Annotated in this window: 18 protein-coding genes; 14 read left to right on the plus strand and 4 right to left on the minus strand. The window is 72.4% G+C overall.

From position 1 onward, the window contains the following. Positions 1-49: 49 nt before the first annotated feature. From V1633_RS04205 to rho, 10 genes are all read left to right on the plus strand, one after another. Entirely contained in the window at positions 50-763 is a 714-nt protein-coding gene (locus V1633_RS04205) for an ABC transporter ATP-binding protein (RefSeq protein WP_331212815.1), read from the plus strand. Further along, positions 760-1,509, plus strand: coding sequence for a hypothetical protein (locus V1633_RS04210; protein WP_331212816.1), 750 nt, complete (start codon positions 760-762; stop codon positions 1,507-1,509). The genes V1633_RS04205 and V1633_RS04210 overlap by 4 nt, the downstream gene beginning before the upstream one ends. Next, the gene (locus tag V1633_RS04215) at positions 1,506-2,150 is read left to right on the plus strand and encodes a hypothetical protein (protein WP_331212817.1); all 645 of its coding nucleotides are present in this window, start codon (positions 1,506-1,508) and stop codon (positions 2,148-2,150) included. Before V1633_RS04210 ends, V1633_RS04215 begins: the two co-directional genes overlap by 4 nt. A gap of 343 nt (positions 2,151-2,493) precedes the next feature. Continuing rightward, positions 2,494-5,814, plus strand: coding sequence for an efflux RND transporter permease subunit (locus tag V1633_RS04220; RefSeq protein WP_331212818.1), 3,321 nt, complete (start codon positions 2,494-2,496; stop codon positions 5,812-5,814). A gap of 210 nt (positions 5,815-6,024) precedes the next feature. Then, positions 6,025-7,275 carry an MFS transporter gene (locus tag V1633_RS04225; RefSeq protein WP_331212819.1) on the plus strand — a complete coding sequence of 417 codons (1,251 nt, stop codon included), beginning with the start codon at positions 6,025-6,027 and terminating at the stop codon, positions 7,273-7,275. Positions 7,276-7,336: 61 nt separating this feature from the next. After that, positions 7,337-8,038: a phosphodiesterase gene (locus tag V1633_RS04230; protein ID WP_331212820.1), complete on the plus strand. Its 702-nt coding sequence runs from the start codon at positions 7,337-7,339 to the stop codon at positions 8,036-8,038. A gap of 111 nt (positions 8,039-8,149) precedes the next feature. Then, positions 8,150-9,016: an SPFH domain-containing protein gene (locus V1633_RS04235; RefSeq protein ID WP_331212821.1), complete on the plus strand. Its 867-nt coding sequence runs from the start codon at positions 8,150-8,152 to the stop codon at positions 9,014-9,016. A 14-nt stretch (positions 9,017-9,030) separates the two neighbouring features. Beyond that, the gene (locus tag V1633_RS04240; protein WP_331212822.1) at positions 9,031-9,381 is read left to right on the plus strand and encodes a hypothetical protein; all 351 of its coding nucleotides are present in this window, start codon (positions 9,031-9,033) and stop codon (positions 9,379-9,381) included. A gap of 62 nt (positions 9,382-9,443) precedes the next feature. Beyond that, entirely contained in the window at positions 9,444-10,391 is a 948-nt protein-coding gene (gene thrB / locus V1633_RS04245; protein WP_331212823.1) for a homoserine kinase, read from the plus strand. A 297-nt stretch (positions 10,392-10,688) separates the two neighbouring features. Further along, complete coding sequence (rho, locus tag V1633_RS04250; RefSeq protein ID WP_331212824.1) at positions 10,689-12,692, plus strand: transcription termination factor Rho; 2,004 nt, start codon at positions 10,689-10,691, stop codon at positions 12,690-12,692. 78 nt (positions 12,693-12,770) lie between these two features. Here rho and V1633_RS04255 read toward each other — a convergent pair whose 3' ends face one another. After that, positions 12,771-13,661: an NAD(P)-dependent oxidoreductase gene (locus tag V1633_RS04255; RefSeq protein ID WP_331212825.1), complete on the minus strand. Its 891-nt coding sequence runs from the start codon at positions 13,659-13,661 to the stop codon at positions 12,771-12,773. 72 nt (positions 13,662-13,733) lie between these two features. Between V1633_RS04255 and V1633_RS04260 the strand changes: the two genes are divergently transcribed. Then, positions 13,734-14,111: a winged helix-turn-helix transcriptional regulator gene (locus V1633_RS04260; protein WP_331212826.1), complete on the plus strand. Its 378-nt coding sequence runs from the start codon at positions 13,734-13,736 to the stop codon at positions 14,109-14,111. 65 nt (positions 14,112-14,176) lie between these two features. Next, on the plus strand, positions 14,177-17,629 hold the full coding sequence (locus tag V1633_RS04265; protein ID WP_331212827.1) for a phosphodiester glycosidase family protein: 3,453 nt from the start codon (positions 14,177-14,179) through the stop codon (positions 17,627-17,629). A 99-nt stretch (positions 17,630-17,728) separates the two neighbouring features. On the opposite strand, the gene V1633_RS04270 is transcribed toward V1633_RS04265, so the two are convergent. Together V1633_RS04270 and V1633_RS04275 are read right to left on the minus strand one after the other, a co-directional pair. After that, positions 17,729-18,628: a phosphatase domain-containing protein gene (locus V1633_RS04270; RefSeq protein ID WP_331212828.1), complete on the minus strand. Its 900-nt coding sequence runs from the start codon at positions 18,626-18,628 to the stop codon at positions 17,729-17,731. A gap of 51 nt (positions 18,629-18,679) precedes the next feature. Beyond that, complete coding sequence (locus tag V1633_RS04275; protein WP_331212829.1) at positions 18,680-19,861, minus strand: RNA ligase; 1,182 nt, start codon at positions 19,859-19,861, stop codon at positions 18,680-18,682. A 229-nt stretch (positions 19,862-20,090) separates the two neighbouring features. Here V1633_RS04275 and rpmE point away from each other — a divergent pair, with 229 nt between their 5' ends. Continuing rightward, positions 20,091-20,315, plus strand: a complete 225-nt coding sequence (gene rpmE, locus V1633_RS04280) for a 50S ribosomal protein L31 (RefSeq protein WP_120780597.1) — start codon at positions 20,091-20,093, stop codon at positions 20,313-20,315. A gap of 97 nt (positions 20,316-20,412) precedes the next feature. After that, positions 20,413-21,507, plus strand: a complete 1,095-nt coding sequence (gene prfA, locus V1633_RS04285) for a peptide chain release factor 1 (RefSeq protein ID WP_331212830.1) — start codon at positions 20,413-20,415, stop codon at positions 21,505-21,507. A gap of 49 nt (positions 21,508-21,556) precedes the next feature. On the opposite strand, the gene V1633_RS04290 is transcribed toward prfA, so the two are convergent. Then, positions 21,557-23,119: a GGDEF domain-containing protein gene (locus V1633_RS04290; protein ID WP_331212831.1), complete on the minus strand. Its 1,563-nt coding sequence runs from the start codon at positions 23,117-23,119 to the stop codon at positions 21,557-21,559. Between the last annotated feature and the right edge of the window lie 79 nt (positions 23,120-23,198).

Here is a 23,198-nt window from a genome sequence, read left to right on the forward strand (position 1 = left end):
CCGAGAAGGGTCCGATGTGCGCGGGCCGCAGCGCCGGTTGACTCGGCCTATGATCACGATCGACCGCGTCAGCAAGGCCAGAGGCCGGACGCAGATCCTGTCCGACATCACCTTCGAGGCCCGCCCCGGCCGGGTCACCGGCTTCCTCGGGCCGAACGGTGCCGGCAAGACCTCCACACTGCGGATCCTGCTCGGCCTGGATCGCGCCCAGAGCGGGACCGCGCTGGTCTGCGGCCGCCCGTACCGGCAACTGAAGCGTCCGCTGACGACGGTCGGTGCGCTGCTCGACGGCAGCGGTGCGCACCGGGCCCGGACGGCCCGCGCCCACCTGCGCTGGATGGCCACCAGCAACGGCCTGCCGGGCTCCCGGGTCGAGGAGGTCCTCGCGGCCGTCGGCCTGACCGGCGAGGCGGGCAAGCGCGCCGGCCGCTTCTCGCTCGGCATGAGTCGCCGGCTCGGACTCGCCGCCGCACTGCTCGGCGACCCGGAGGTGCTGATCCTCGACGAGCCGGTCAACGGCCTCGACCCGGCCGGGATCCGCTGGATGCGCGAGTTCCTCCGGAGCAGCGCCGAGCAGGGCCGGACGGTCCTGCTCTCCAGCCACCTGATGGGGGAGCTGGGCGAGACCGCCGACGACGTCATCGTGATCGACAAGGGTCGGATCGTCACCCAGGGCAGCCTGGCCGACGTCACCGGCGGTCACCGCACCCTGGAGGACGCCTTCTTCGCGCTGACCGCCACCGAGGCCGGTGCACCGTGGTGAACCTGGTCCGCGCCGAGTTGCGCAAGCTGCTGGGCCTGCCCACCGCCTGGATCGGCCTGCTGCTCGGCACGCTGCTGGCTCCTGCGATCACCCTGCTGAACGCGCCGTACGTCCGCCGTTCGATCGCCTCCGGTACCCTCACCGACCTCTCCGACCTGGGCCTGCAGAACCTCGGTGTCGGCCTGCTCGGTCCGATGATCCTCGGCGTGGTCGTGGTGAGCGGCGAGTACACCTCGACCGGTGAGAACGTCCCCGGCGCCCGGCAGCTCACCGCCACCCTCACCGCGGTACCCGCGAGGATCTCCCTGCTCGCCGCGAAGACCACCGCGCTGGTGCTGGTCGTCGCCGTCCAGGCGGCGGTCACCACCGCCGCCGCGCTCACCCTCGTACAGGTGCTGCACGGCGCGCAGGTACCGGTGCCCGCCCCGGCCCGGATCGTCGGCGTGGTCCTCTACTGGGTGCTGACCGCGCTGCTGGCGTACGCGATCGCGCTGATCACCCGCAACGGCATCGTGCCGCTGGCCCTGCTGATCCTCAACAGCACCGTCGTCTCGGTGTCGTTCCTGCTGACGAAGGTCACCGACCTCGCCGCCTACCTGCCGGACATCGCCGGTGCGCGGATGTTCATCCGGGCCGCGGACTTTCCGGTCGAGATGGCCCCGGTGACCGCCGGCCTGGTGATGACCGCCTGGGTCGCCGCGCTGCTCGCGGCCGGTGCCGTCCTGTTCCACCGGAGGGACGCGTGAACGCTGTCCGGGCCGAACTGCGCAAACTGCTGACCCTGCCGTCGTTGCGGCTGACCGCCCTGCTGACCTGGGCCGGCACCCTGCTGCTGGGGTATGCGTACCGGCACGCGGAGTCGCGCGGGGAACCGGTCGGCGGCGGGGACTCCGCCCTGGCCCCGCTCGGCTACGCCCAGGCCGGCTTCCTCGTACTCGGCGTGCTCGCGGCCGCCTCCGAGTACCAGGCGGGCGGCCAGATCCGCAGCACGCTGCTGGCGATGCCCCGCCGGTGGCCGCTGCACGCGGCGAAGGCGGTCACGCTGGCCCTGGTGACGCTTCCGGTGGCCGCCGCGACCGCCGCCACCAGCACCCTGTCGGCCGGCGGGTTCGGGTGGACGCCGGCCGCGACCGGGTACCTGACCCTCACCACCCTGCTCGGCGCGGCGGTCGCCACCCTGGTCCGCCGGGCGGTTCCCGCCGTGGTGCTGCTGTTCGCCCTGTACTTCGTCGCGGGTCCGCTGCTGCGCGCCCGGTACGACGCCAGCGCCGGCTATCTGCCCGACACCGCTGCCCTCGACCCGTCCGGCGGCGCCACCGCCACCATCGTCTGGACGCTGGCCGCCCTGGCGCTCGCCGCCCTCGGTTTCCACCGCCGGGACGCCTGAGAACCGGCGACACGGGCCAGCGGCACGGCACGCGGCCTCGATAGACTGCCCCGGTCGACCACCGGTGTCCGACACCTGCCGGCACCCGCCCGGCCCGTCCGGTGCCCGGATCCGGCGCGCTGAGAGCGGGCTGAGTCGGGCTTGACCGGCGAGCTGAGAGCGGGCTGAGCCGGGGTTGCCCGGCGGGCCGACACCCCGGAGACTGCGGCCCGGTGTTCAGCAGCGGGACGAGTGCCCCAACAGCGGGGACAAGATCCGCGTCAGGCACACTGCTCGTGCCGCGCAGACTCGCAACTCGCGTGAGGGTCATCTCGCGCTAATCGACACAGGAGTGAGCCGCCGCATGTCGTTGCTCGCCAGACTCAGTCTCGCCAACCGGGGGCTCGTGGCCCTGGTGGCAATCGTGATCACCGGGTTCGGGGCGTTCGCCGTACCGTCGCTGAAGCAGCAGCTCCTGCCCTCGCTGGAGTTCCCGGCGGCGTTCATCATCGCGCCGTTCCCGGGTGCCGGTCCCGAGGTGGTGGAGGCGCAGGTCGCCGAGCCGATCGAGAACAGCATCCAGGGCATCGCCGGACTGTCCAAGGTCACCTCGACGTCGCAGGAGGGCAGCGCGACGTTGCAGGTGGAGTTCGAGTTCGGCACCGACCTCGACGACGCGGTCAACAAGCTGCAGACGTCGATCAACCGGATCGGGGCGCAGCTGCCCGCCAACGTCGAGCCGCAGGTGCTCGCCGGCAGCACGGACGACCTGCCGGCGGTGGTACTGGCCGCGGCCGGCGGCGGTGACCAGCAGGCTCTCGCGGACCGGCTCGCCGAGACCGTCGTACCCGAACTGGAGGCCATCGAGGGGGTCCGTACGGTCGAGGTGACCGGCGCCCGCGACCAGCAGGTGGTGATCACGCCCGACCCGGCCAAGCTCGCCGCCGCCGGGGTCGCGCCGACCGCGATCGGTACGGCGCTACAGGCCAACGGGGTGACCATTCCGGCCGGTGCGGTCACCGAGAACGACCAGACCCGGACGGTGCAGGTCGGCGGTCGGATCAACTCGGTCGAGGAGCTGGCGGGCATCTACCTGCCGCCGTCCGGGCCCGGCAAGACGCCGGTACGGCTCGGCGACATCGCGGCGGTGCAGCAGCAGCCCGCCGCGGCCACGTCGCTCACCCGCACCGACGGTGTGGACAGCCTCGGCCTCATGGTCACCGCGACGCCGGACGGCAACGCGGTGCGGATCTCGCACGAGATCCGGGACCGGCTCGACGACCTCACCGCCGCGTCCGGCGCGACCCTCACCGTGGTCTTCGACCAGGCGCCGTTCGTGGAGAAGTCGATCGAGAGCCTCACCACCGAGGGCCTGCTCGGCCTGGTCATGGCGGTGCTGGTGATCCTGGTCTTCCTGCTCTCGGTCCGGTCCACCCTGGTCACCGCGGTCTCCATCCCGCTCTCCGTGGTGGTGGCCCTGCTGGCGCTCTGGATCGGCGACTACTCGCTCAACCTGCTCACCCTCGGCGCGCTGACCATCGCGGTCGGCCGGGTCGTCGACGACTCGATCGTCGTACTGGAGAACATCAAACGACATCTCGGGTACGGCGAGGACAAACGCCAGGCGATCCTGACCGGTGTCCGGGAGGTGGCCGGCGCGGTCACCGCCTCCACTCTCACCACGGTCGCGGTTTTCACCCCGATCGTGCTGGTCGGCGGTTTCGTCGGGCAGCTCTTCGCGCCGTTCGCGATCACCGTGACGGTGGCGCTGCTCGCCTCGCTGCTGGTCTCGCTGACCATCATCCCGGTGCTGTCGTACTGGTTCCTCCGCCCGGCGAACGGCGGTGCGGACGTCGAGGAGATCCGTCGGGAGGCGGAGGAGAAGGAACTGCGCAGCCCGCTGCAGCGCGCGTACCTGCCGGTGATCGACTTCGCCACCCACCGGCGCTGGCTCACCGTCGGCCTCGGCCTGGTGGTCCTCTTCGGTACGTTCGGGCTCGCCACCCGGCTGGAGACCAACTTCCTGGACAGTTCGGGGCAGGACACCCTGAGCATCAGCCAGGAGCTGCCGGTCGGTAGCAGCCTCGGCGCCACCGACGCGGCGGCCCGGCAGGTCGAGGGGGTGCTGTCCCGGACCGACGGGGTCGAGTCCTACCAGGTCACCGCCGGTGGCGGCGGTGGCCCGTTCGGCGGCGGAGGTGCCGCCAACACCGCCAGCTTCTCCGTCGCGCTCGACGAGGGGGCCGACGCCGCGCAGGTCGAGAAGGCGCTGCGGGCGGAGTTCGACAAGCTGTCCGGCGTCGGCGATCTCCGGTTCGGCGGGGCCGGTGGACCGGGCGGCGGTTCGGCCAACGAGATCCAGGTGATCGTCCGGGCGGCGGACGCGGACGTACTGGCCCGGGCGAGCGAGCAGGTCCAGCGGATGATGGCGGACATTCCCCGGGTGACCGACGTGCGGAGCAGCCTGGCGGAGAGCGCACCCCGGATCGACGTCACGGTCGACCGGGCCGCCGCCGCCCGGGTCGGGCTCACCGAGGCCGCCGTCGGTCAGCTGGTCGCCCAGCAGTTCCGGGGCACCCCGCTCGGCCAGGTCAACCTCGGTGGCGAGCCGCAGGACGTGGTGCTGCGGGGCGGGCTGCCGCCGGCCGGGATCGAGGCGCTGCGGGCGCTGCCGGTCGGGCCGGGCGGTGCGGTCAAGCTCGACGACATCGCCGACGTGGCCGAGGTACAGGGTCCGCTGGCGGTCACCCGGATCGACGGCGAGCGCAGTGTCACGGTGAGCGGTACCGCCGCCGGATCGAACCTCGGCGCGATCACCACCGACCTGCGGGAGCGGCTCGACGGGCTCGACGTACCGGGGGCGACGTTCACCATCGGCGGGGTCAGTGCCGAGCAGCAGGAGGCGTTCGCCGACCTGACGCTGGCCGTACTCGCCGCGATCGCGATCGTCTTCGTGATCATGGTGGCCACCTTCCGCAGCCTGATCCAGCCGCTGATCCTGCTGGTCTCGGTCCCGTTCGCCGCCACCGGTGCGGTCGGCCTGCTGCTGGCCACCGGTACGCCGCTCGGCGTACCGGCGCTGATCGGGATCCTGATGCTGGTCGGCATCGTGGTGACGAACGCGATCGTGCTGCTCGACCTGGTCAACCAGTACCGCGAGCAGGGAATGGGAATCATCGAGGCGGTGGTCGAGGGCGGCCGGCGACGGCTGCGGCCGATCCTGATGACCGCCATCGCCACCATCTTCGCGTTGCTGCCGATGGCGCTCGGGTTGACCGGCGAGGGTGGGTTCATCTCGCGGCCGCTGGCCATCGTGGTGATCGGCGGACTGATCAGTTCGACGCTGCTCACCCTGGTGCTGGTGCCGACCCTCTACACCATGGTCGAGAACACCAAGGAGCGGTTCCGGCTACGCCGGGCCGCAAAGCGCGGGCCACAGGGGCCTTCCGGCCCGGAGACGCCGGTCGCCTCGGCCGCCGACGCCGGGACCCCGGCCGGGTCCGGTGGTGCGGCCGGTGCCGGCGGGGTGCCGGTGACCGCCGGGGCGTCGGCGACCGGAACGTCCACATCGGCCACCAGCCGTCCGGCGCCGTCCGGGGCGCTGATCGACGGCACCGACCAGTTCGAGGTGCTGCGGCTGCCGAAGACCCGCCGGTCTCCGCTGCCCCCGCCGACCGAGAGCTGACCCGCGTGGATCGGACGCTGACCGTCAGGGTCACGCCCTGACCGTCAGCAGGCACTGACCGTCGGCTTCGGGCCGGACCGGATCCCACCGGTCCGGCCCGAAGTGTTCTGCGGGCCGGCCGCGCCCCGCCAGCCACCCTCGGGACCGCCGCTGGTGGTCGCGTGCTGGTGCGCCGCGCTGCGGGTACGCCTGCGGGTAAGGTTCGTGTACGTGTCATCTCCCCTTTCGGTCCTTACGGGTAACCGGGACTTCCGTCGCCTCTTCGCCGCCGAACTGGTGGTCTTCGGCGCCGACTGGTTCGTCATGGTGCCGTTGCTGGTGCTGCTGCCCAAGTTGACCGGCAGCGGGGTGTGGGGCGCGCTGGTGCTCGCCGTCGACACCGGCATCCTCGCCCTGCTGCTGCCGTACGCCGGGACGGTGGCGGACCGGGTGGACCGCAAGAAGATCATGATCGTGGCGAACCTGACCGCGCTGGTGGCGGTCCTGCTCCTGTTCGGCGTTCGGAGTGCCGGCACGGCCTGGCTGGCGTTGCTGGCGATCGGGGCGATCGCGGTCGCCAAGGCGTTCTACTCCCCGGCGGCCCAGGCGGCCCTGCCGAACGTGGTCGACCCCGTCGACCTCGCGGGGGCGAACGCGGTCGCCGGCTCGGCGTGGGGCACCATGACCGTCGTCGGTGCCTCGCTCGGCGGGGTACTGACCGCCCTGGTCGGCCCGTATGCCTGCTTCTGGGTGGCGGCGGTCGGCCTGGCGGTGGCCGCCGGCCTGGCCGGGCTGATCCGCCGCCCGTTGCAGGCCCCGCGTGACCACGCGCTGCCGGTCCAGCGGCCCTGGGTGGCGATCCGGGAGGCGTTGGCCTACATCGGTGCCCGTCCCCGGGTGCTGGCGCTGGTCACCGTCAAGAGCGCGGTCGGGCTCGGCAACGGCGTACTGACCGTCTTTCCGCTGATGGGCGCCCTGTACGGGGTCGGCGCGATCGGCACCGGCCTGCTCTTCGCGGTACGCGGGGCCGGCGCCCTGGTCGGTCCGCTGCTGATGCGCCGGGTACTGAGCCACCGCTCCTGGCTGCTGACCGGCCTCGCCATCTCGATGTCCGCGTACGGCATCGCCTACCTCGGGGTCTCGCTCGCCCAGTGGTTCCCCCTCGTGCTGCTCCTGGTCTTCGTCGCCCACTTCGGCGGCGGTGCCAACTGGGTGATGTCGAACTTCGCCCTGCAGGGTGAGGTGCCGGACCGGTTGCGGGGCCGGGTCTTCGCCACCGACATGATGCTCGCCACCCTCGCCATCTCGGTCAGTCAACTGGCGGTGGCCGCGGTGGTGGACCACGTCGACGAGCGGGTGGTGGTGGCCGGCTGCGGTCTGGTCACCGTGGTCTACGCGGTCGGCTGGTGGGTGGCCACCCGGCGGCTCGACATGTCCGACGAGCGGTCCGACGGACGGGACGCCGGCCCCGCCCCCGCCTGAGGGGTAAGGAAGGGCCCCTTCCTATCGCTTTCTGTATAGGAAGGGCCCCCTGTTAACCGGCGTGGCGATCGGGTACTGCCCGACCATCGACCAGTTGCCCGGAACCCGACCCGCCAGCCGCCTGGCCAGGTGGCGTGGTGGTCGGCTGCTGCACCCGCGCGGGCTCTCGTTCACCGGGGAGATCGACATCTGGGGCCGGCTCGCGGTACGGATGGCGGGCGGCCCGGGGCGGCTGCCGGTGACGCTCCGGCTCTCCCGGGGTGTTCCGACGCCGGACGGCTGGCCGGACGTGCTCGGCCTCGCGGTTCGGCTGCACGGCCCCGCCGGCCCGTTCGACCTGCTGCTCTCGACCAGCGCGGCACCGCCGATCCTGCGGCACCTGCCGATACCCCGCCGTGACTTCGCCGGCCCGTACGGCAGCCTGGTCGGCTTCCGGCTGGACGGCCGGCGGACGTACCTGCTGGCCCGGTCGGACCGCCCGTTGGGCCGTACCTGGGCGGAGCTGACCGGGGTCGCCGGCCGGGGCGAGGGGTGCCTGGAGTTGGCGGCGGCCCGGTTCGGCGGTGGGTGGCACCCGTTCGGCCGGATCACCTTCGGTGAGCGGTTGCCCGCCGAGGTGGACGCGGCGCTGGCCTTCGACCCGGCCGGCAACCACTGTTCGGACCTGCGTCCGCGTGGTCTGGTCCCGTGGCTGCGTACCGCCAGCTACCCGTTCTCGCAACGTTCCCGTGGCGCGGCGCGTGACCAGGGGCGCCTGCCCTGAGGGCCGGCGGCATCCGCTGGACGTGCGCCGGGTCGTGGCCGGCTCCGGTCTTGAATCCACGTGCGGCCGTTCGCTATCTTAGTGATATCACTTTAATAGCGAGGAGATGTCATGGAGCGACCCGCCTTCCGGCTCTCGGGCTTCGCCGCGATCGGAGCGCTGCTGGTCCTGACCGCTGTCGGTCTGGCGGCCACCCTGCCGGTCCTGGCCGATTCCGGTCCGGCGCCCTGGATGCTCGTCGCGGTCATCGGCTACGGCCTGGTCACCCTGGTCGGGCTCACCGGATTTCTCGTGGTCGACCCGAACGAGGCCCAGGTCGTGCAGTTCTTCGGCCGCTATGTCGGCAGCGTCCGCCAGCCCGGCCTGCACTGGACCTGGCCGCTGACCGACCGCAAGAAGGTCACCCTCCGGGTTCGCAACTTCGAGACCGACCGGCTCAAGGTCTCCGACGCCGACGGCAACCCGGTGGAGATCGCCGCCGTCGTCGTGTGGCAGGTGGTCGACACGGCCAAGGCCGCGTTCGCCGTGGAGGACCACATCGAGTACGTCGCCGTGCAGTCCGAGGCCGCGGTGCGGCACCTCGCCACCAGCTACCCGTACGACGCGCACGACTCCGCCCGGGCGAGTCTGCGGGACAGTGCGGTGGTCAGCGAGGAGTTGACCCACGAGCTGCGTGAACGGGTCGAGCTGGCCGGTGTCGAGGTGCTCGAGTCCCGCACCACCCACCTGGCGTACGCGCCGGAGATCGCCCAGGCGATGCTGGCCCGTCAGCAGGCGAACGCGATCGTGTCCGCCCGGTTCAAGATCGTGGAGGGGGCGGTGGGCATGGTCTCCAACGCCCTGGAGCGGCTGCGCGAGGAGCACGTGGTGGAGTTGGACGAGGAGCGTAAGGCCCAGATGGTGGCCAACCTGCTGGTCGTACTCTGCGGTGACCGGGCCGCCCAGCCGGTGGTGAACGCCGGATCCCTCTACAGCTAGGACCCTTCTCTCCCATGGCCGAGCGTAAGAAGCTCCTGCTGCGGCTTGATCCACAGGTCTACGACGCGATCGCGAGATGGGCCGCGGACGACCTCCGCAGCGTCAACGCCCAGATCGAGTACGCCCTGCGACTGGCCCTCCGGACGGCCGGCCGCACCCTGCGGCCGGCCCGGGGCGAGACGGCGGCCGACGGGGGCGCCCCGGAACCCGGGCCGGACGGCACGACCGGCGCCTCGGGCCACCCGGCTGGCGTCTCCGACCGCCCGACCGGGCCGGCGACCAGCGCCTCGGACCGCCCGGCCGGGCCGGCGACCAGCGCCTCGGACCGCCCGGCCGGGCCGAACGGCACGACGGAACCGGAGTAGCCGGTGTCCCAGCGCGCGGACAACGGACCGGCCCGGAGCGGGACGGCGCCTAGCATGAACCGGTGCGCCCGTCCTTCCTCTCCGAGCCGGTCCGGGTCCGTGTGCCCGCGACCAGCGCCAACCTCGGCCCGGGTTTCGACACCCTCGGCCTGGCCCTGGCGCTGTACGACGACGTCAGCGCCCGGGTCGTCCCGGCCGGCTGTCGCGTCGAGATCGCCGGGCAGGGCGCGGGCGAGTTGCCGACCGACGACGGACACCTTGTCGTACGGGCCATGCGGGCGGCCTTCGAGGCGCTCGGCGGCCAGCCGTCGGGTCTGGCGGTGGAGTGTGTCAACCGGATCCCGCAGGCCCGTGGCCTCGGTTCCTCCTCGGCGGCGATCGTCGCCGGTGTGACGTTGGCCCGGGCCCTGGTCGTCGACGGGGAGGAGCGGTTCGACGACGCGGCGGTGCTCCGGCTCGCCGCCGACCTGGAGGGGCATCCGGACAACGTCGCGCCCTGCCTGCTCGGCGGTTTCACCATCGCCTGGTCGGAGCCGGGGGTCGGGGCCCGGGCGCGCCGGCTCCCGGTCGCGCCGGAGGTCCGGCCGACGGTGCTGGTGCCGGACGAGCGTGGCCTGACCTCGGTCGCCCGGGCCGCCCTGCCGGCGGTTGTTCCGCACGCCGACGCGGCCCGCAACGCCGGCCGGGCGGCCCTGCTGGTGCACGCGCTGACCACGGAACCGGCGCTGCTCTTCGCGGCCACCGAGGACCGGCTGCACCAGGGCTACCGGGCGCCCGGAATGCCGGCGACCGCCGACGTGTTGGCTGGGTTGCGTGCGGCTGGTGTGGCTGCTGTGGTCAGCGGGGCGGGCCCGACGGTCCTGGCCCTGACCAGCATTCCTGACGAACACCTTCCGGGAATGGGCTGGGCTGTGCAAAGGTTGGTCGTAGACGTAGCCGGGGCCCGGGTTGATAGGGGTAGACTGGGACACGCCGAGCGGGACCCTGTTGCCGCAGGTCGGAAGAGTTGATTACGCTCTAGACCTAGCACAGCCGCGAAGCAATGCGACTCCTGCGGGTCGGTGCACCCCCGAAGCTCTCGGCGGTCAGCCCGTCTCACCCCTGCCTAGGTCTACGCCGCACCGCAGTTTCCACAGGTCGCCGCAGACGGCGAGACCTGCTCACCGATGTTGGTGGGTCGGAAATCAACCGGCTGCTGTGTTACAGACTCCCGCGACGCGTCAGGCGAGGCGGGTGCACCGAGGCCGCCCGGCCACCGTGTTTCTCGGGCCAAGGGCAGCCCCGGCCTTATCGAGGGAAGGACTCCATTGAGCGACACCACCGACGTGACGTCGGATGTTTCCAACGTCGCTGGCGAAGCCACCGCAGGTTCCACCCGCCGTCGGCGGACCGGAACCGGGCTGTCGGCAATGCTGCTGCCAGAGTTGCAGAGCCTGGCCGCGTCGCTCGGCATCTCCGGTACGGCCCGGATGCGCAAGGGCGAGCTGATCAGCGCCATTTCGGAGCGGCAGTCCGGCGGAGCCGCTGCCAGCACCGGCGGAGCGCCACGTCCCCGGGCCGAGGTGGCGGCCGCGGCCGCGCCGGCTCGGGAAGAGGTACGCGCCGAGGTGCGCGACAGCGCTGAGCGGCGTTCGGCCGAGCAGGCGCCGGCGGTAGCCGCCGAGCAGACGCCGGTGGCCGCCACCGAGGGACGTACGCGGACGTCCCGGCGGTCGCGTACGGCCGCGACGGCTGCCACCGAGGTGGAGACCGAGGCGACCCCGACGGAGCGCACCGAGCGTTCCGAGCGGGCGGACCGTACCGAGCGGGCGGACCGTACCGAGCGGGCGGACCGTACCGAGCGGGCGGACCGTACCGACGGCGGTGAGCGTACCGACGGCGGTGAGCGCGCCGAGCGCAACGACCGGGGCGAGCGCGAGTCGCGCGGCGGCCGGGAGCGCAACGACCGGGGCGACCGCAACGACCGGGGCGAGCGCGGCGAGTCGCGCAACGACCGCGACCGGGCTCCGCGCTCGGCGGACCGGGACAACGACGACGACGAGGGCGACGCCGGTGGGCGCCGCAGCCGTCGTAGCCGCTTCCGGGACCGGCGGCGCGGCCGTGGGGACCGTGCGGAGGGCAACGACGGCGGTAGCGGCAGCAGCGGCGGTGGCGGCCGGGAACCGCAGGTCAACGAGGACGATGTCCTCGTGCCGGTGGCCGGCATCATCGACGTGCTGGACAACTACGCCTTCGTCCGGACCACCGGTTACCTCTCCGGCCCGAACGATGTCTACGTCTCGATGTCCCAGGTCAAGAAGTACGGCCTGCGGCGCGGTGACGCGGTCACCGGTGCGGTCCGGGCGGCTCGCGACGGTGAGCAGCGGCGGGACAAGTACAACCCGCTGGTCCGGCTCGACACCATCAACGGGATGGACCCGGACGAGGCGAAGCGTCGTCCCGAGTTCTACAAGCTGACTCCGCTCTACCCGCAGGAGCGGCTCCGGTTGGAGACCGAGCCGCACATCCTCACCACCCGGGTCATCGACCTGGTCACGCCGATCGGCAAGGGCCAGCGGGCGCTCATCATGTCGCCGCCGAAGGCGGGTAAGACCATGGTGTTGCAGGCGATCGCCAACGCGATCACCCAGAACAACCCGGAGTGCCACCTGATGGTGGTACTCGTCGACGAGCGGCCCGAAGAGGTCACCGACATGCAGCGCTCGGTCAAGGGCGAGGTTGTCGCGGCCACCTTCGACCGTCCGCCGCAGGACCACACCACGGTCGCGGAGCTGGCCATCGAGCGGGCCAAGCGCCTGGTCGAGCTGGGCCACGACGTGGTCGTACTGCTCGACTCGGTGACCCGGCTCGGTCGGTCGTACAACCTGGCCGCGCCGGCCAGCGGCCGGATCATGTCCGGTGGTATCGACTCGACCGCGCTCTACCCGCCGAAGCGCTTCCTCGGCGCGGCCCGGAACATCGAGAACGGCGGCTCGCTGACCATTCTCGCCACCGCGCTGGTGGAGACCGGTTCGGTGATGGACACGGTCATCTTCGAGGAGTTCAAGGGCACCGGTAACGCGGAGCTGAAGTTGGACCGGAAGATCGCCGACAAGCGGGTCTTCCCGGCGATCGACATCCACACCTCGGGTACGCGTAAGGAGGAGATCCTGCTCGCGGCGGAGGAACTGGCGATCATCCACAAGCTGCGCAAGGTGCTCCACTCGCTCGACTCGCAGGCGGCGCTGGACCTGCTGCTGGACCGGCTGAAGAAGACCCGGACCAACATCGAGTTCCTGATGCAGATCGCGAAGTCCACGCCGGGCGAGTAGTCCGGACGTACTTCGAGGGTTCTCCACGTGGGGCCCGGCCGGGAAACCGGCCGGGCCCCACGGCTGTCCCGGTCCCGCTCAGCGGAGCAGCAGGTCGACCCCCCCCGGGTGGCTCTCCGCTCCCTGGCCGGCGGGGCGCACGTCGGCCATCAACCCGGTGTACGGGGTCAGCAGTTCGGTACTGACCCCCTGCTCCTCGGCGGTACGCAGCAGGGTGGCGTTGGCCGTGACCATCATGGCGAGATTGGACGCCACCCCCGTGGTGTGGTCGCCGCTCTCCAACTGGGCTGCGGTCAGGTGTGCGGAACCGGCCATCGCGGCGAGCCATTCGGCGAGCAGCGGGGCGAACTCCTTCGGGGCGATCTCCTCTCGCCGGATCAGCGCGAAGGCGTGCGCGATTCCGGAGAACATCCCGGTCATCGCGCTCAGCAGCGCGACGTCGTGCAGGGCGGCGAAGCCGGGATCCGCGCCGACGTACCGGGTGCCGGCCGGGACCGCCAACGTGTGTCGGTACGCCTCGAAGGCGTCGGTCGATCCGCTGTAGAGGATGTACCCGCCGGAGTCCGGTACGCCGATCATCGGAGGTACCGCCATGATCCCGCCGTCCAGGAACCGGGCGCCCCGGTCCTCGACCCAGCGGGCCAGAGCGCGGGCCTGGCCGGGCGTGCCGGTGCTGAGGTTCACCACGTCCCTACCGGTCAGGTCGGTGTCGGCGAGGGTCTGTCGGACCGACTCGTCGTCGAGCAGGCAGACGACCACGAGACGGCTCGCGGCCACCGCCTCCGCGGCGGTACCGGCGACTGTCGCGCCCTCGGCGGCGAGCGGCGCGGCCCGGTGCTGGCTGCGGTTCCAGACGGTCAGTGGATGCCGGGCGGCGAGCCAGGCGCGGGCGAGTGCGGTTCCCATGGCGCCGAGCCCGAGCAGGGTCAGCGGCTGGTGGGCGGAGGTGTCAGAAGCGTGCTGTTCCACACCAGGAAGACTTCCCGGTGCCGTGAGAACGCTCAAGTACGCACTCTGAGGTGCGTGGTTACGCTGGGGTATGTGAGCAGCCAGAAGAGGGTGGCCCTGCCGACGCTGCGGAGGCCGGGGGCGTACGTCTGCGGGATCGACGCGGCGATGGACGTGGTCGGCGGTAAGTGGAAGGTGCTGATCCTCTGGGCGCTCAACGAACAGGTGTGCCGGTTCGGCGAGTTGCGCCGCCTGGTGCCGGGGGTTACCGAGAAGGTGCTCGCCTCGCACCTGCGGGAGATGGAGACCGACGGCATCGTGCACCGCGAGGTGTACGACGAGGTGCCGCCCCGGGTCGAGTACTCGCTGACCCCGCTCGGCGTCTCGCTGAACGACGCGCTGGAGCCGCTCGGCGCCTGGGGTCGGGAGCACGTACTCGGGCGGGGCCCGGACACCGACGGACAGCGATGAAGTTTTCCTTCAGTTTCGTCGCCAGATATTGAAAGTTCTGTGCGACGTCGGGTTGACTACCGGGCATGGTGAACCGCCGTCGATCCGCCGCACTCGCCGGCCTGCTCCTGCTGCTGCCGTCCCTGGTCGTCACCGGACCGCCGGCCACCGCGTCCGGCGTCCCCGGCCGGGGCACCGCCACCAGCACCGCCAGCGAGGACAGCCCGGCCGCCTCGTCCGGCCGCACCGGGTCGTCGTCACCGATCACCGCGACGGCCGCCGACGACGGGATCACCACCGACACCCGGACCCGTCCGGTCGCGCCCGGGCTCCAACTCACCTCGTACGACCGCTTCGACGCCGACGGGTGGATCCGGGCCGACGCGCTCACCGCCGACCTGGCCGGCGGGGTCACCGTCGACTACGTCAACTCCGGTGCGGTGGCCCGGGCCGAACCACTGCGCGGGCCGGTCGACCGGGCCGGCGCGGTCGCCGCGGTCAACGGTGACTTCTTCGACATCAACAACTCCGGCGCCGCGCAGGGCATCGGCATCCAGGGCGGTGCCCTCGTCCAGTCACCGGTCGCCGGACACCACGAGGCGGTCGGGATCACCGCCGAGGGCATCGGCCGGGTGATCCAGGTCCACTTCGACGGCACCGCCACGCTGCCGACCGGACCGGTCACCCTGACCCAGTTCAACAACATGGTCGCGGCGAACGGCATCGGGGTCTTCACCGCGCTCTGGGGGTCGTACCCACGTGGCCGGGCGGTGGAGGGGGCGACCAGGGTGACCGAGGTCACCCTGACCGGCGGTCGGGTCGGCACGGTGGCGGGAGCGGCCGGCAGCGGCCCGATCCCGGCCGGCAGCACCGTCCTGCTCGGGCGGGACGCCGGCGCCGACGCGCTCGCCGCGCTGCGACCCGGCGACCCGGTCGACCTCCGGTACGCCCCGAGGTCCTCGGACGGCAGCACGCCGCGGGCCGCGATCGGCGGCAACCGGGTACTGGTCCGCGACGGCGTGCCGCAGCAGATCGGCGACGTCAACCCGGAACCGCGTACCGCCGTCGGCTTCTCCGCCGACGGCCGGAAGATGTTCCTGGTCACAGTGGACGGACGACAGGTCGACAGCCGGGGCGTGACGCTCACCGAACTCGGCCGGATGATGGCCGAACTGGGCGCCCACGACGCGCTCAACCTGGACGGCGGCGGTTCGTCCACCCTGCTCGCCCGGGAGCCCGGCCAGTCCACGGTACGGGTCGAGAACAGCCCCTCCGACGGCTCCGAACGACCGGTCCCGAACGGGCTGGCCCTGTTCGCTCCCGAGGGCAGTGGCAGGCTGCGGGCGTACTGGGTGAAGACCGTGCTGGACCCGACGAGCGCCCCCGGGATCGGCCCGGTCCCCGGCGGCCGTCCGGAACGGGTCTTCCCGGGACTGACCCGGCGGCTCGCCGCGGCCGGCTACGACGAGACGTACGGGCCGGCGGCCGGCACCCCGACCTGGCGGAGCAGCTCGGTCGGGCACGGCACGGTCGACCGCGACGGGGTGTTCCGGGCCCGGAAGCCGGGCGAGGTGACCGTCACCGCCGCCCGGGGCGGGGCGACCGGCGACCTCGACCTGACCGTGCTCGGTCCGCTGGCCCGGATCGACACCACCGCCGAGAAGCTCGGCCTGGCCGGCGTCGACGCCACCGGCACGTTCGGGGTGGTCGGTTACGACGCCGAGGGCAACAGCGCACCGGTCGAGCCCGCCGACGTCCGGCTGGAGTACGACTCCGGGCTGTTCGGGATCACGCCGACGCCGGGCGGACACCTGTCGGTGCGGGCGAAGGTCGGCAGCGGCGCCGGGCTGGTCACCGTCCGGGTCGGCGACACCAGCACGGTGCTGCCGGTGACGGTCGGGCTCACCGACGTACCGGTGGCGATGTTCGACGACGCGGCGGCCTGGCGGTTCAGCGCGGCCCGGGCCACCGGCTCGGCCACCCCGGCGCCGGGCCACACCGGCACCGGCCTGAAGCTGGCGTACGACTTCGGCCAGTCGACCGGCACCCGGGCCGCGTACGCCGACCCGCCGGCCTGGATCGAGGTGCCCGGCCAGCCGCAGGCGTTCGGGATGTGGATCCACAGTTCCGGCAACGGCGAGTGGCCGAGTCTGCACCTGCACGACGCGCTCGACCAGCAGCACGTGCTCCGCGGCCCCTACCTGGACTGGACCGGCTGGCGGTACGTCGAACTGCCCGTGCCGGCCGGGGTGGTGTACCCGGTGCGGATCCGCCGGTTCTACGTCGCCGAGACCGACGCGGCGACCGCGTACACCGGCGAGACGGTGATCGACGACATCGTGGCCCGGGTGCCGTCGGAGATCAGCCCGCCGGTCGAGCCGCCCCGGATCGACCGGGTGGTGGTCACCGACGGTACGGCCGACCGGGCACCCTGGCGGTTCGCGGTCCTCTCCGACGCCCAGTTCGTCGCCGCTGACCCGGACAGTGACCTGGTCGCCCAGGCCCGTCGTACGCTGCGCGAGGTCAGGGCGGCCCGGCCGGACTTCCTGGTGATCAACGGGGACTTCGTGGACACCGCGTACCCGGCCGACTTCGCGCTGGCGAAACGGATCCTCGACGAGGAACTGGCCGGCGAGGTGCCGTACCACTACGTGCCGGGCAACCACGAGGTCATGGGTGCGCCGATCACCAACTTCCAGGCGGTCTTCGGCGAGACCACCCGGGTCTTCGACCACAGCCCGGCCGGCGGCGGCACCCGGACCCGGTTCGTCACCCTGGACACCTCCGCCGGCAGCCTGCGGACCAGCGGCTTCAGCCAAGTCGCGGGCCTGCGGGCGGCGCTGGACGGTGCCGCCGCCGATCCCCGGATCGGTTCGGTGGTGGTGCTGGAACACCATCCGTTGCGGGACCCGACCCCGGCGAAGGCGAGCCAGCTCGGCGACCGGAAGGAGGCCGCGCTGCTCGAATCGTGGCTGGCCGAGTTCCAGGACCGAACCGGCAAGGGCACGCTTTTTGTCGGGTCGCACGTCGGTACCTTCGCCGCCGACCGGGTCGACGGGGTGCCGTACGTGATCAACGGCAACACCGGCAAGAACCCGTCCACCGCGCCGCACCTCGGCGGCTTCACCGGCTGGACGATGTTCGGCGTCGACCCGGTGAGCCCGGCCGAGGCGGCGAAGGCCCGGCGTGACCCGGTCGCGGCCGGACCGCGCTGGGTGACGGCCCAGACCCGGGCCCACGTCGACACGCTGGCGATCGCCGCACCGTCGAGCCTGCCGGCCGGGGCGACCGTGCCGGTGACCGCGACGCTCACCCAGCCCGCCGGCCGGCAGGTCCCGGTGGCCGCCCCGGTCAGCGCCGACTGGACCGGCTCGGCGAACCTGCACGTCGGCGTACGGTCCGGGCTTCGACCCTGGCACGTCGCCTGGTTCGACCCGGCCACCGGCCGGCTGACCGGGCTGCGCTCGACCGGCACCGTCCGGCTCGCGGTCACCGTCAACGGCGTCCGGGCCGAGACCACCGTCCGCCTGACCCGCTGACCGCTGCGCTGCTGACCCCTGACCGCGGCGCTGCTGCCCCGCTGCGCTGTTAGGAAGGGCCCCTTCCTATACAAAAAACGATAAAGAGGGCCCTTCCTTTCAGAAGTCGCCTTCGGCGACCTGGAACACGGTCAGGCCGAGGGCGCGCCACATCCGGACCACCTGCATCCGGTCGTCGAAGACCCCGACCACCCGGTAGCGGTCCCGGATCTCCCGGTCGAAGATCTCCCGCTTGACGAGCGAGTCCCTGCGGGCGTCGCCGACCGCGCGCATGTGCAGGGCGAGGTACGGCACCCCGACGTGCGCGGCGAGCCAGCGTTCGGTGTCGGCCCGGGCGGAGGCGTCCCGACCGGAGCAGAAGACGATGCCGTACCCGGCGGCGTGCATCGCCTTGACCGCCGCGATGACGGCCGTGTTCGGCAGGTCCACGCCGACCCGGCTCATGTCGTACGGGCTGCGGTCGCCGAGCAGCGCGACGGTGCCGTCGATGTCGACCAGCACGATCTCCGGCGCGTCCCCGGTCGGCGGGGTGTAGACGGTGCCCGGCGTACCCTGCTCGGCGGTCGGGACCGGCAGCGGCAGGGTACGGCCGGCCAGGTAGCGCTCGTGCAGCCGGCGGATCGCCTCCTCGCCGACCCGGTCCTGCTCGGGGCGCTCGGTGTCGCGGCGTACGCACTCGTCGACCGGTACGTCGGTGAAGTCGTGCACCTCGAAGGTGGCCCCGAACCGGGCGGCGAGCTGTGCCCAGTCCCGCAGGGTGCGGGAACGCAGGTTGGTGTCGTCGACGCAGACGTCGATCCCGGCCTTGAGCAGTGCCTCCACCTGGACCCGCTGCACGATGGTCACCTGCCCCTCGGCCCACTGGGTGAAGAGCCGTTCGCCGTGCAGCATCCGGCGCAGGTCGTCCCGGTTCACCCGGACCACCGCCGGCTGCAATTTCCGGGCGAAGGTGGTCTTGCCGGAGGCGGGCAGCCCGCGGGTGGCGATCAGTCGGGTCATTCCTTCACTCCTGGTCGGGGTCGCTCTCGGCTGCCGTCGGCTGGCCGGAGGTCACTCCTGGTCGGGCTCGTGGCCGTGTGGCGTCCAGTCCGCCGACGGGCGTACCTGCTGCCAGAGCCGGGCGCGGTAGTCCCGGCCGTCGAGGCGCAGGAACAGGTGGCCGGCGTCGGGGTGTCGGGCGGCACGCGCGGCGAAGTCGCGTCGGGTCCAGCCGTCGGGCAGCCCGGCCACGATCTCACCGTACGCCTGCTCGATCTGCGCGGCCCGGGCCTCGACGGACGCGGTCAGCGCGGCCACGACGTCGCGGACCCAGACGTGGAACTCGTCGGGCAGCGGCTCGACCAGCGCGGCGAGGTCCCCGTCGGTGACCAGTCGGTCCCAGACGGCGCGGGCGTTGAGCCCGAAGACCAGCCGGTGCAGTTGGAGGTACTCCGGGTATTTGATCTTCACTCGGGTGTCGGTGTCCGGCCAGTGCACGACCAGCCCCTCCCGGCCGGGCCGGGGCGGCGCGGCCAGCGCCTCGGCGAGGCTCCGGTACGGCAGGCGTTCGACCACCGGGCCGGGCCAGTCCGGGACCGCCTCCGGGCCGAAGCTGCGGCCGGTCGCGATCTCCACCGTGCCGAGCAGCACCAGGTCGTCGAGGCCGCCGTAGTCGAGCACGATCCGGTTCGCCGGATAGACGATCTCGACCAGTACGGTGTGCCCGGGCGGCGGGGTGAAGTGCGGGTACCGGCCGCGCAGCACGGCGGTGGCGTGCCGGGCCTGGGCGGAGCTGAACGAGCCCCGGGTGGCGACGGCGTAACCGTCACCCGTCGGGTACACCACACCGAGGCTGCCGTCCGCCTTGTCGGTTATCGACGCTTCCGCGTCGAGTCGGAGTTCCGGTGCGCCCGGCTGGTCGTGGTTGAAGAACTTCCGGTACGGGCGTGCCACCACCGTTCCGGTCGACTCGTCCACGATCAGCCCCCGGCAGACGAGTGTCTCCGGTGTCCAGTTCGCGGCGTAGACGCACGCCTCGGTGTAGTTGTAGATCAGTAGTGGCAGCTCGGGATGCCGCTGAACCCGGACGAACTTCTCGGCGATCGCCGTGTCGAGCGCGATCGGGTCGACGATGTCGCGCAGGCGCACACCGGTCGGGACGGACGCGGTCGGTGCGGACGCGGCCGGAGCGGACGCCCTCGGGTCGGACCCGGTCGGGCCGGGCGCGACCGGGAGGGCGGCGGGGCGGGTCACGGGTGTGCCTTCCAACTGAGGGGGAATTCGTGAGGGAGGAGTGACGTTAACCGTCACGGATCACGTGTGCAGCCCGATTTCGGGCCGGCCCCAGCGCCATGGCACACTGGTCAGTCGGCCACCGGTTCCGGTTCACGCCCGAGTCCGTCCCCGCCAGGCACAGCTCTGGCCTGCGGGTACGGGTGTCGAGGGGCGACCCGGCGACCATCGACGAAAGGACCGAGGCGACATGAAGCCCAACATCCACCCCGAGTACGTCACCACCGAGGTCACCTGCTCGTGCGGTAACACGTTCACGACCCGCAGCACCGCCAAGGGCGGCGCCATCCACGTGGAGACCTGCAGCGCCTGCCACCCGTTCTACACGGGCAAGCAGCGCGTGCTGGACACCGCCGGCCGGGTCGCGAAGTTCCAGCAGAAGTACGCCAAGGTTCAGGCCAAGAAGGCCAAGTAGCTGCGTCGACGGCGCCCGCCTCCGGTCGTGACCGGGGGCGGGCGCCGTGTCGTGCGCCACGGACCGGGCGGAGCAGTCGAGTAGAGGAGAAGCGGGCATGAGTGCTGGTGGTGACCGGCTGGCCGGTCTCCTCGACGAGTACAGCGAGCTGGAACGGCGGCTCTCCGACCCGGCGATCCACGCCGACCAGTCGACCGCGCGGCGGGTGGGGCGGCGCTACGCCGAACTCGCCCCGCTGCACAAGGCCGCCGGTGAACTGGAGCAGGCCCGCGCCGACCTGACCGCCGCCCGTGAACTGGCCGCCGAGGACGCCGCGTTCGCCGCCGAGGCGGAGTCGATCGCCGCGACGCTGCCCGGGCTGGAGGCCCGGCTCGCCGAGCTGCTGATCCCGCGTGACCCGCACGACGCCAAGGACGTGATCGTGGAGATCAAGGCGGGGGAGGGCGGCGAGGAGTCGGCGCTCTTCGCCGGCGACCTGCTCCGGATGTACCTGCGCTACGCCGAGCGGCAGGGCTGGGTCACCGAGGTGATCGACGCCCAGGACTCCGACCTCGGCGGAGTGAAGGACGTCTCGCTGGCGGTCAAGACGAAGGGCGTACCGGAGGGCGGCAACGGCGTCTGGTCCCGGCTCAAGTGGGAGGGCGGGGTGCACCGGGTGCAGCGGGTCCCGGTCACCGAGTCGCAGGGGCGGATCCACACCAGCGCGGCCGGCGTACTGGTGTTGCCGGAGGCCGAGGATGTCGACGTCACCATCGACCCGAACGAGTTGCGGATCGACGTGTTCCGCTCGTCCGGCCCGGGCGGCCAGTCGGTCAACACCACCGACTCGGCGGTACGGATCACCCACCTGCCGACCGGGATCGTGGTCTCCTGCCAGAACGAGAAGAGCCAGCTCCAGAACCGGGAGCAGGCGATGCGGATCCTCCGGGCCCGGTTGCTCGCCAACGCCCAGGAGCAGGCCGACGCGGCGGCCTCGGACGCCCGACGCTCCCAGGTCCGGACGGTCGACCGCTCGGAGCGGATCCGGACGTACAACTTCCCGCAGAACCGGATCACCGACCACCGGATCGGCTTCACCGCGTACAACCTCGACCTGGTGCTCGCCGGCGAGCTGGACGGCGTTCTCGACGCGTTGACCGAGGCGGACCGGGCGGCCCGGCTGGCCGGCGAGACCGAGCTGTCCCGCCGCTGACCGGCTCCCGCCGCCCAATCGCCCTACCACCGGCACCGGGTCGCGGCCGTCAGTACGCGGCGGCGCGGGCCTCGGCCTTGGCGGTGAGCATCTCGCGGTCGGCGAGTTCGAACGCGGCGCTGAACGGGTCGCGGGTGCCGACCCCGACGGTCTGCACCTCGGCGAAACCGACACTCACCCCGACCGGTGTGCCGGGGACCAGCGACTCCCAGTCCTCGGCCCGGATCGCCGTGCGGATCCGCCGACCCACCTCACCGGCCTCGGCCATCCCGGCACCGGGCAGCACCACCACGAACTCGTCGCCGCCGTAGCGGGCCACGAAGTCACCGCGGCGCATCACCCGGTTGATCACACCGGCGACCCGTTGCAGCACCAGGTCGCCGGAGTGGTGTCCGTGTGCGGTGTTCACCGCCTTGAAGCCGTCCAGGTCACAGACGCCGATGACGGCCCGTTCGCCCCTGCCGACCATGCCGGCCACGTACCGTTCGAGGCGGCGTCGGTTCGGCAGCCCGGTCAGCGGGTCGGTCAACGCCTCGCCCTCGTACCGGGCGGCGGCGCGGCGCATCTCCTCGTGCTCGATCCGGGCGGCGATGCCGTCCACGTAGACGTCCCGGAGCCGGTCGTTGCGCCGGGTCGCCAGCCGGAACGCGTACCGGTCGGCCCGGTGTGCGGCGGCGTGGTCGCCGGCCCGGGCGTGGGCCAGGCTGCAGAGCCGGGCGTGTTCGGCCGAGCCCAGCGTCTCGGCGGAGACGTTGATCGTGTCGAGCCGGGACAGCGCCTGCGCGGACCGGCCGGCCGCGATGGCCAGGCATGCCTCGCCGAGCTGCCGCATGTCCCGGGTCCGCGCGCTGTCCCCGCCGTTGGCGAGCAGCCACGCCGGATCGAGTTCCGACCGGGGTGGCGGTTCGACCGGTGCGCCGAGGGCGGCCCGCCGGACCAGGGCGTAGCCGTACGCGGCCCGGCTGCTCGGCCGGAGCCGCCCGGCGGTGCCGGAGCCGACGAACCGTTCCAGGTCGGCGCCGATGTCGCGGAGCACGCGCAGGCATCCGTCGCTGTCGCCGTGGTGGTCGAGCGCCACCGCGTTGCGCAGCCGGATGCCGGGGGCGGCGAAGGTCTCCTCGGGTATGCCGGCCGCCAGCCCGAGTGTGCGGGCCCGCTCGATCGCGCCGAGCGCGTAGCCGTGGAAGCTGAGGTAGGAGTAGGCCATCGCCAGGTCGTGCCATCCCCAGGCGGTGTCCCGGTCCGGTTCGTCCACCGCGCCGAGCGCCCGGGCACCCTGCACCAGGTGGCTGACGCAGCGGTCCAGCGCGCCCTGGTCGTGCGCGGCGAGCGCGGCGAGGGCGTGCAGATGTCCGTGCAGGTACGGCTCGGTGACGTCCCGTACCGCGTCGAACGCCTGCTCGACGGCGCTGGTGTACTCGGCGGTCCGGCCCAGGTTGAGCACCGCCGACAGCCGCTGGACCAGCGCGTCGGCCCGGGCGTACGGGTCGGTCGTGCTGTTGAGGACGTGATCGAAGGCCACGCACGCCTCGGCGGAGCGACTGCTCTCCACCAGGGCACGGCCCTGCCGCAACGCCTCGGCCTGGTCGCCGACCCGGTCGAGCCAACCCACGCGGAACCTCCATCGGTCCAGCAGACCCGTCGGCCCGGCTGGACCCCGCTGTCCAGGGTGCCCGACCGGTCCGAGACTG

It is taken from the genome of Plantactinospora sonchi, from assembly GCF_036422035.1.
Classification (GTDB): Bacteria; Actinomycetota; Actinomycetes; order Mycobacteriales; family Micromonosporaceae; genus Plantactinospora; species Plantactinospora sonchi.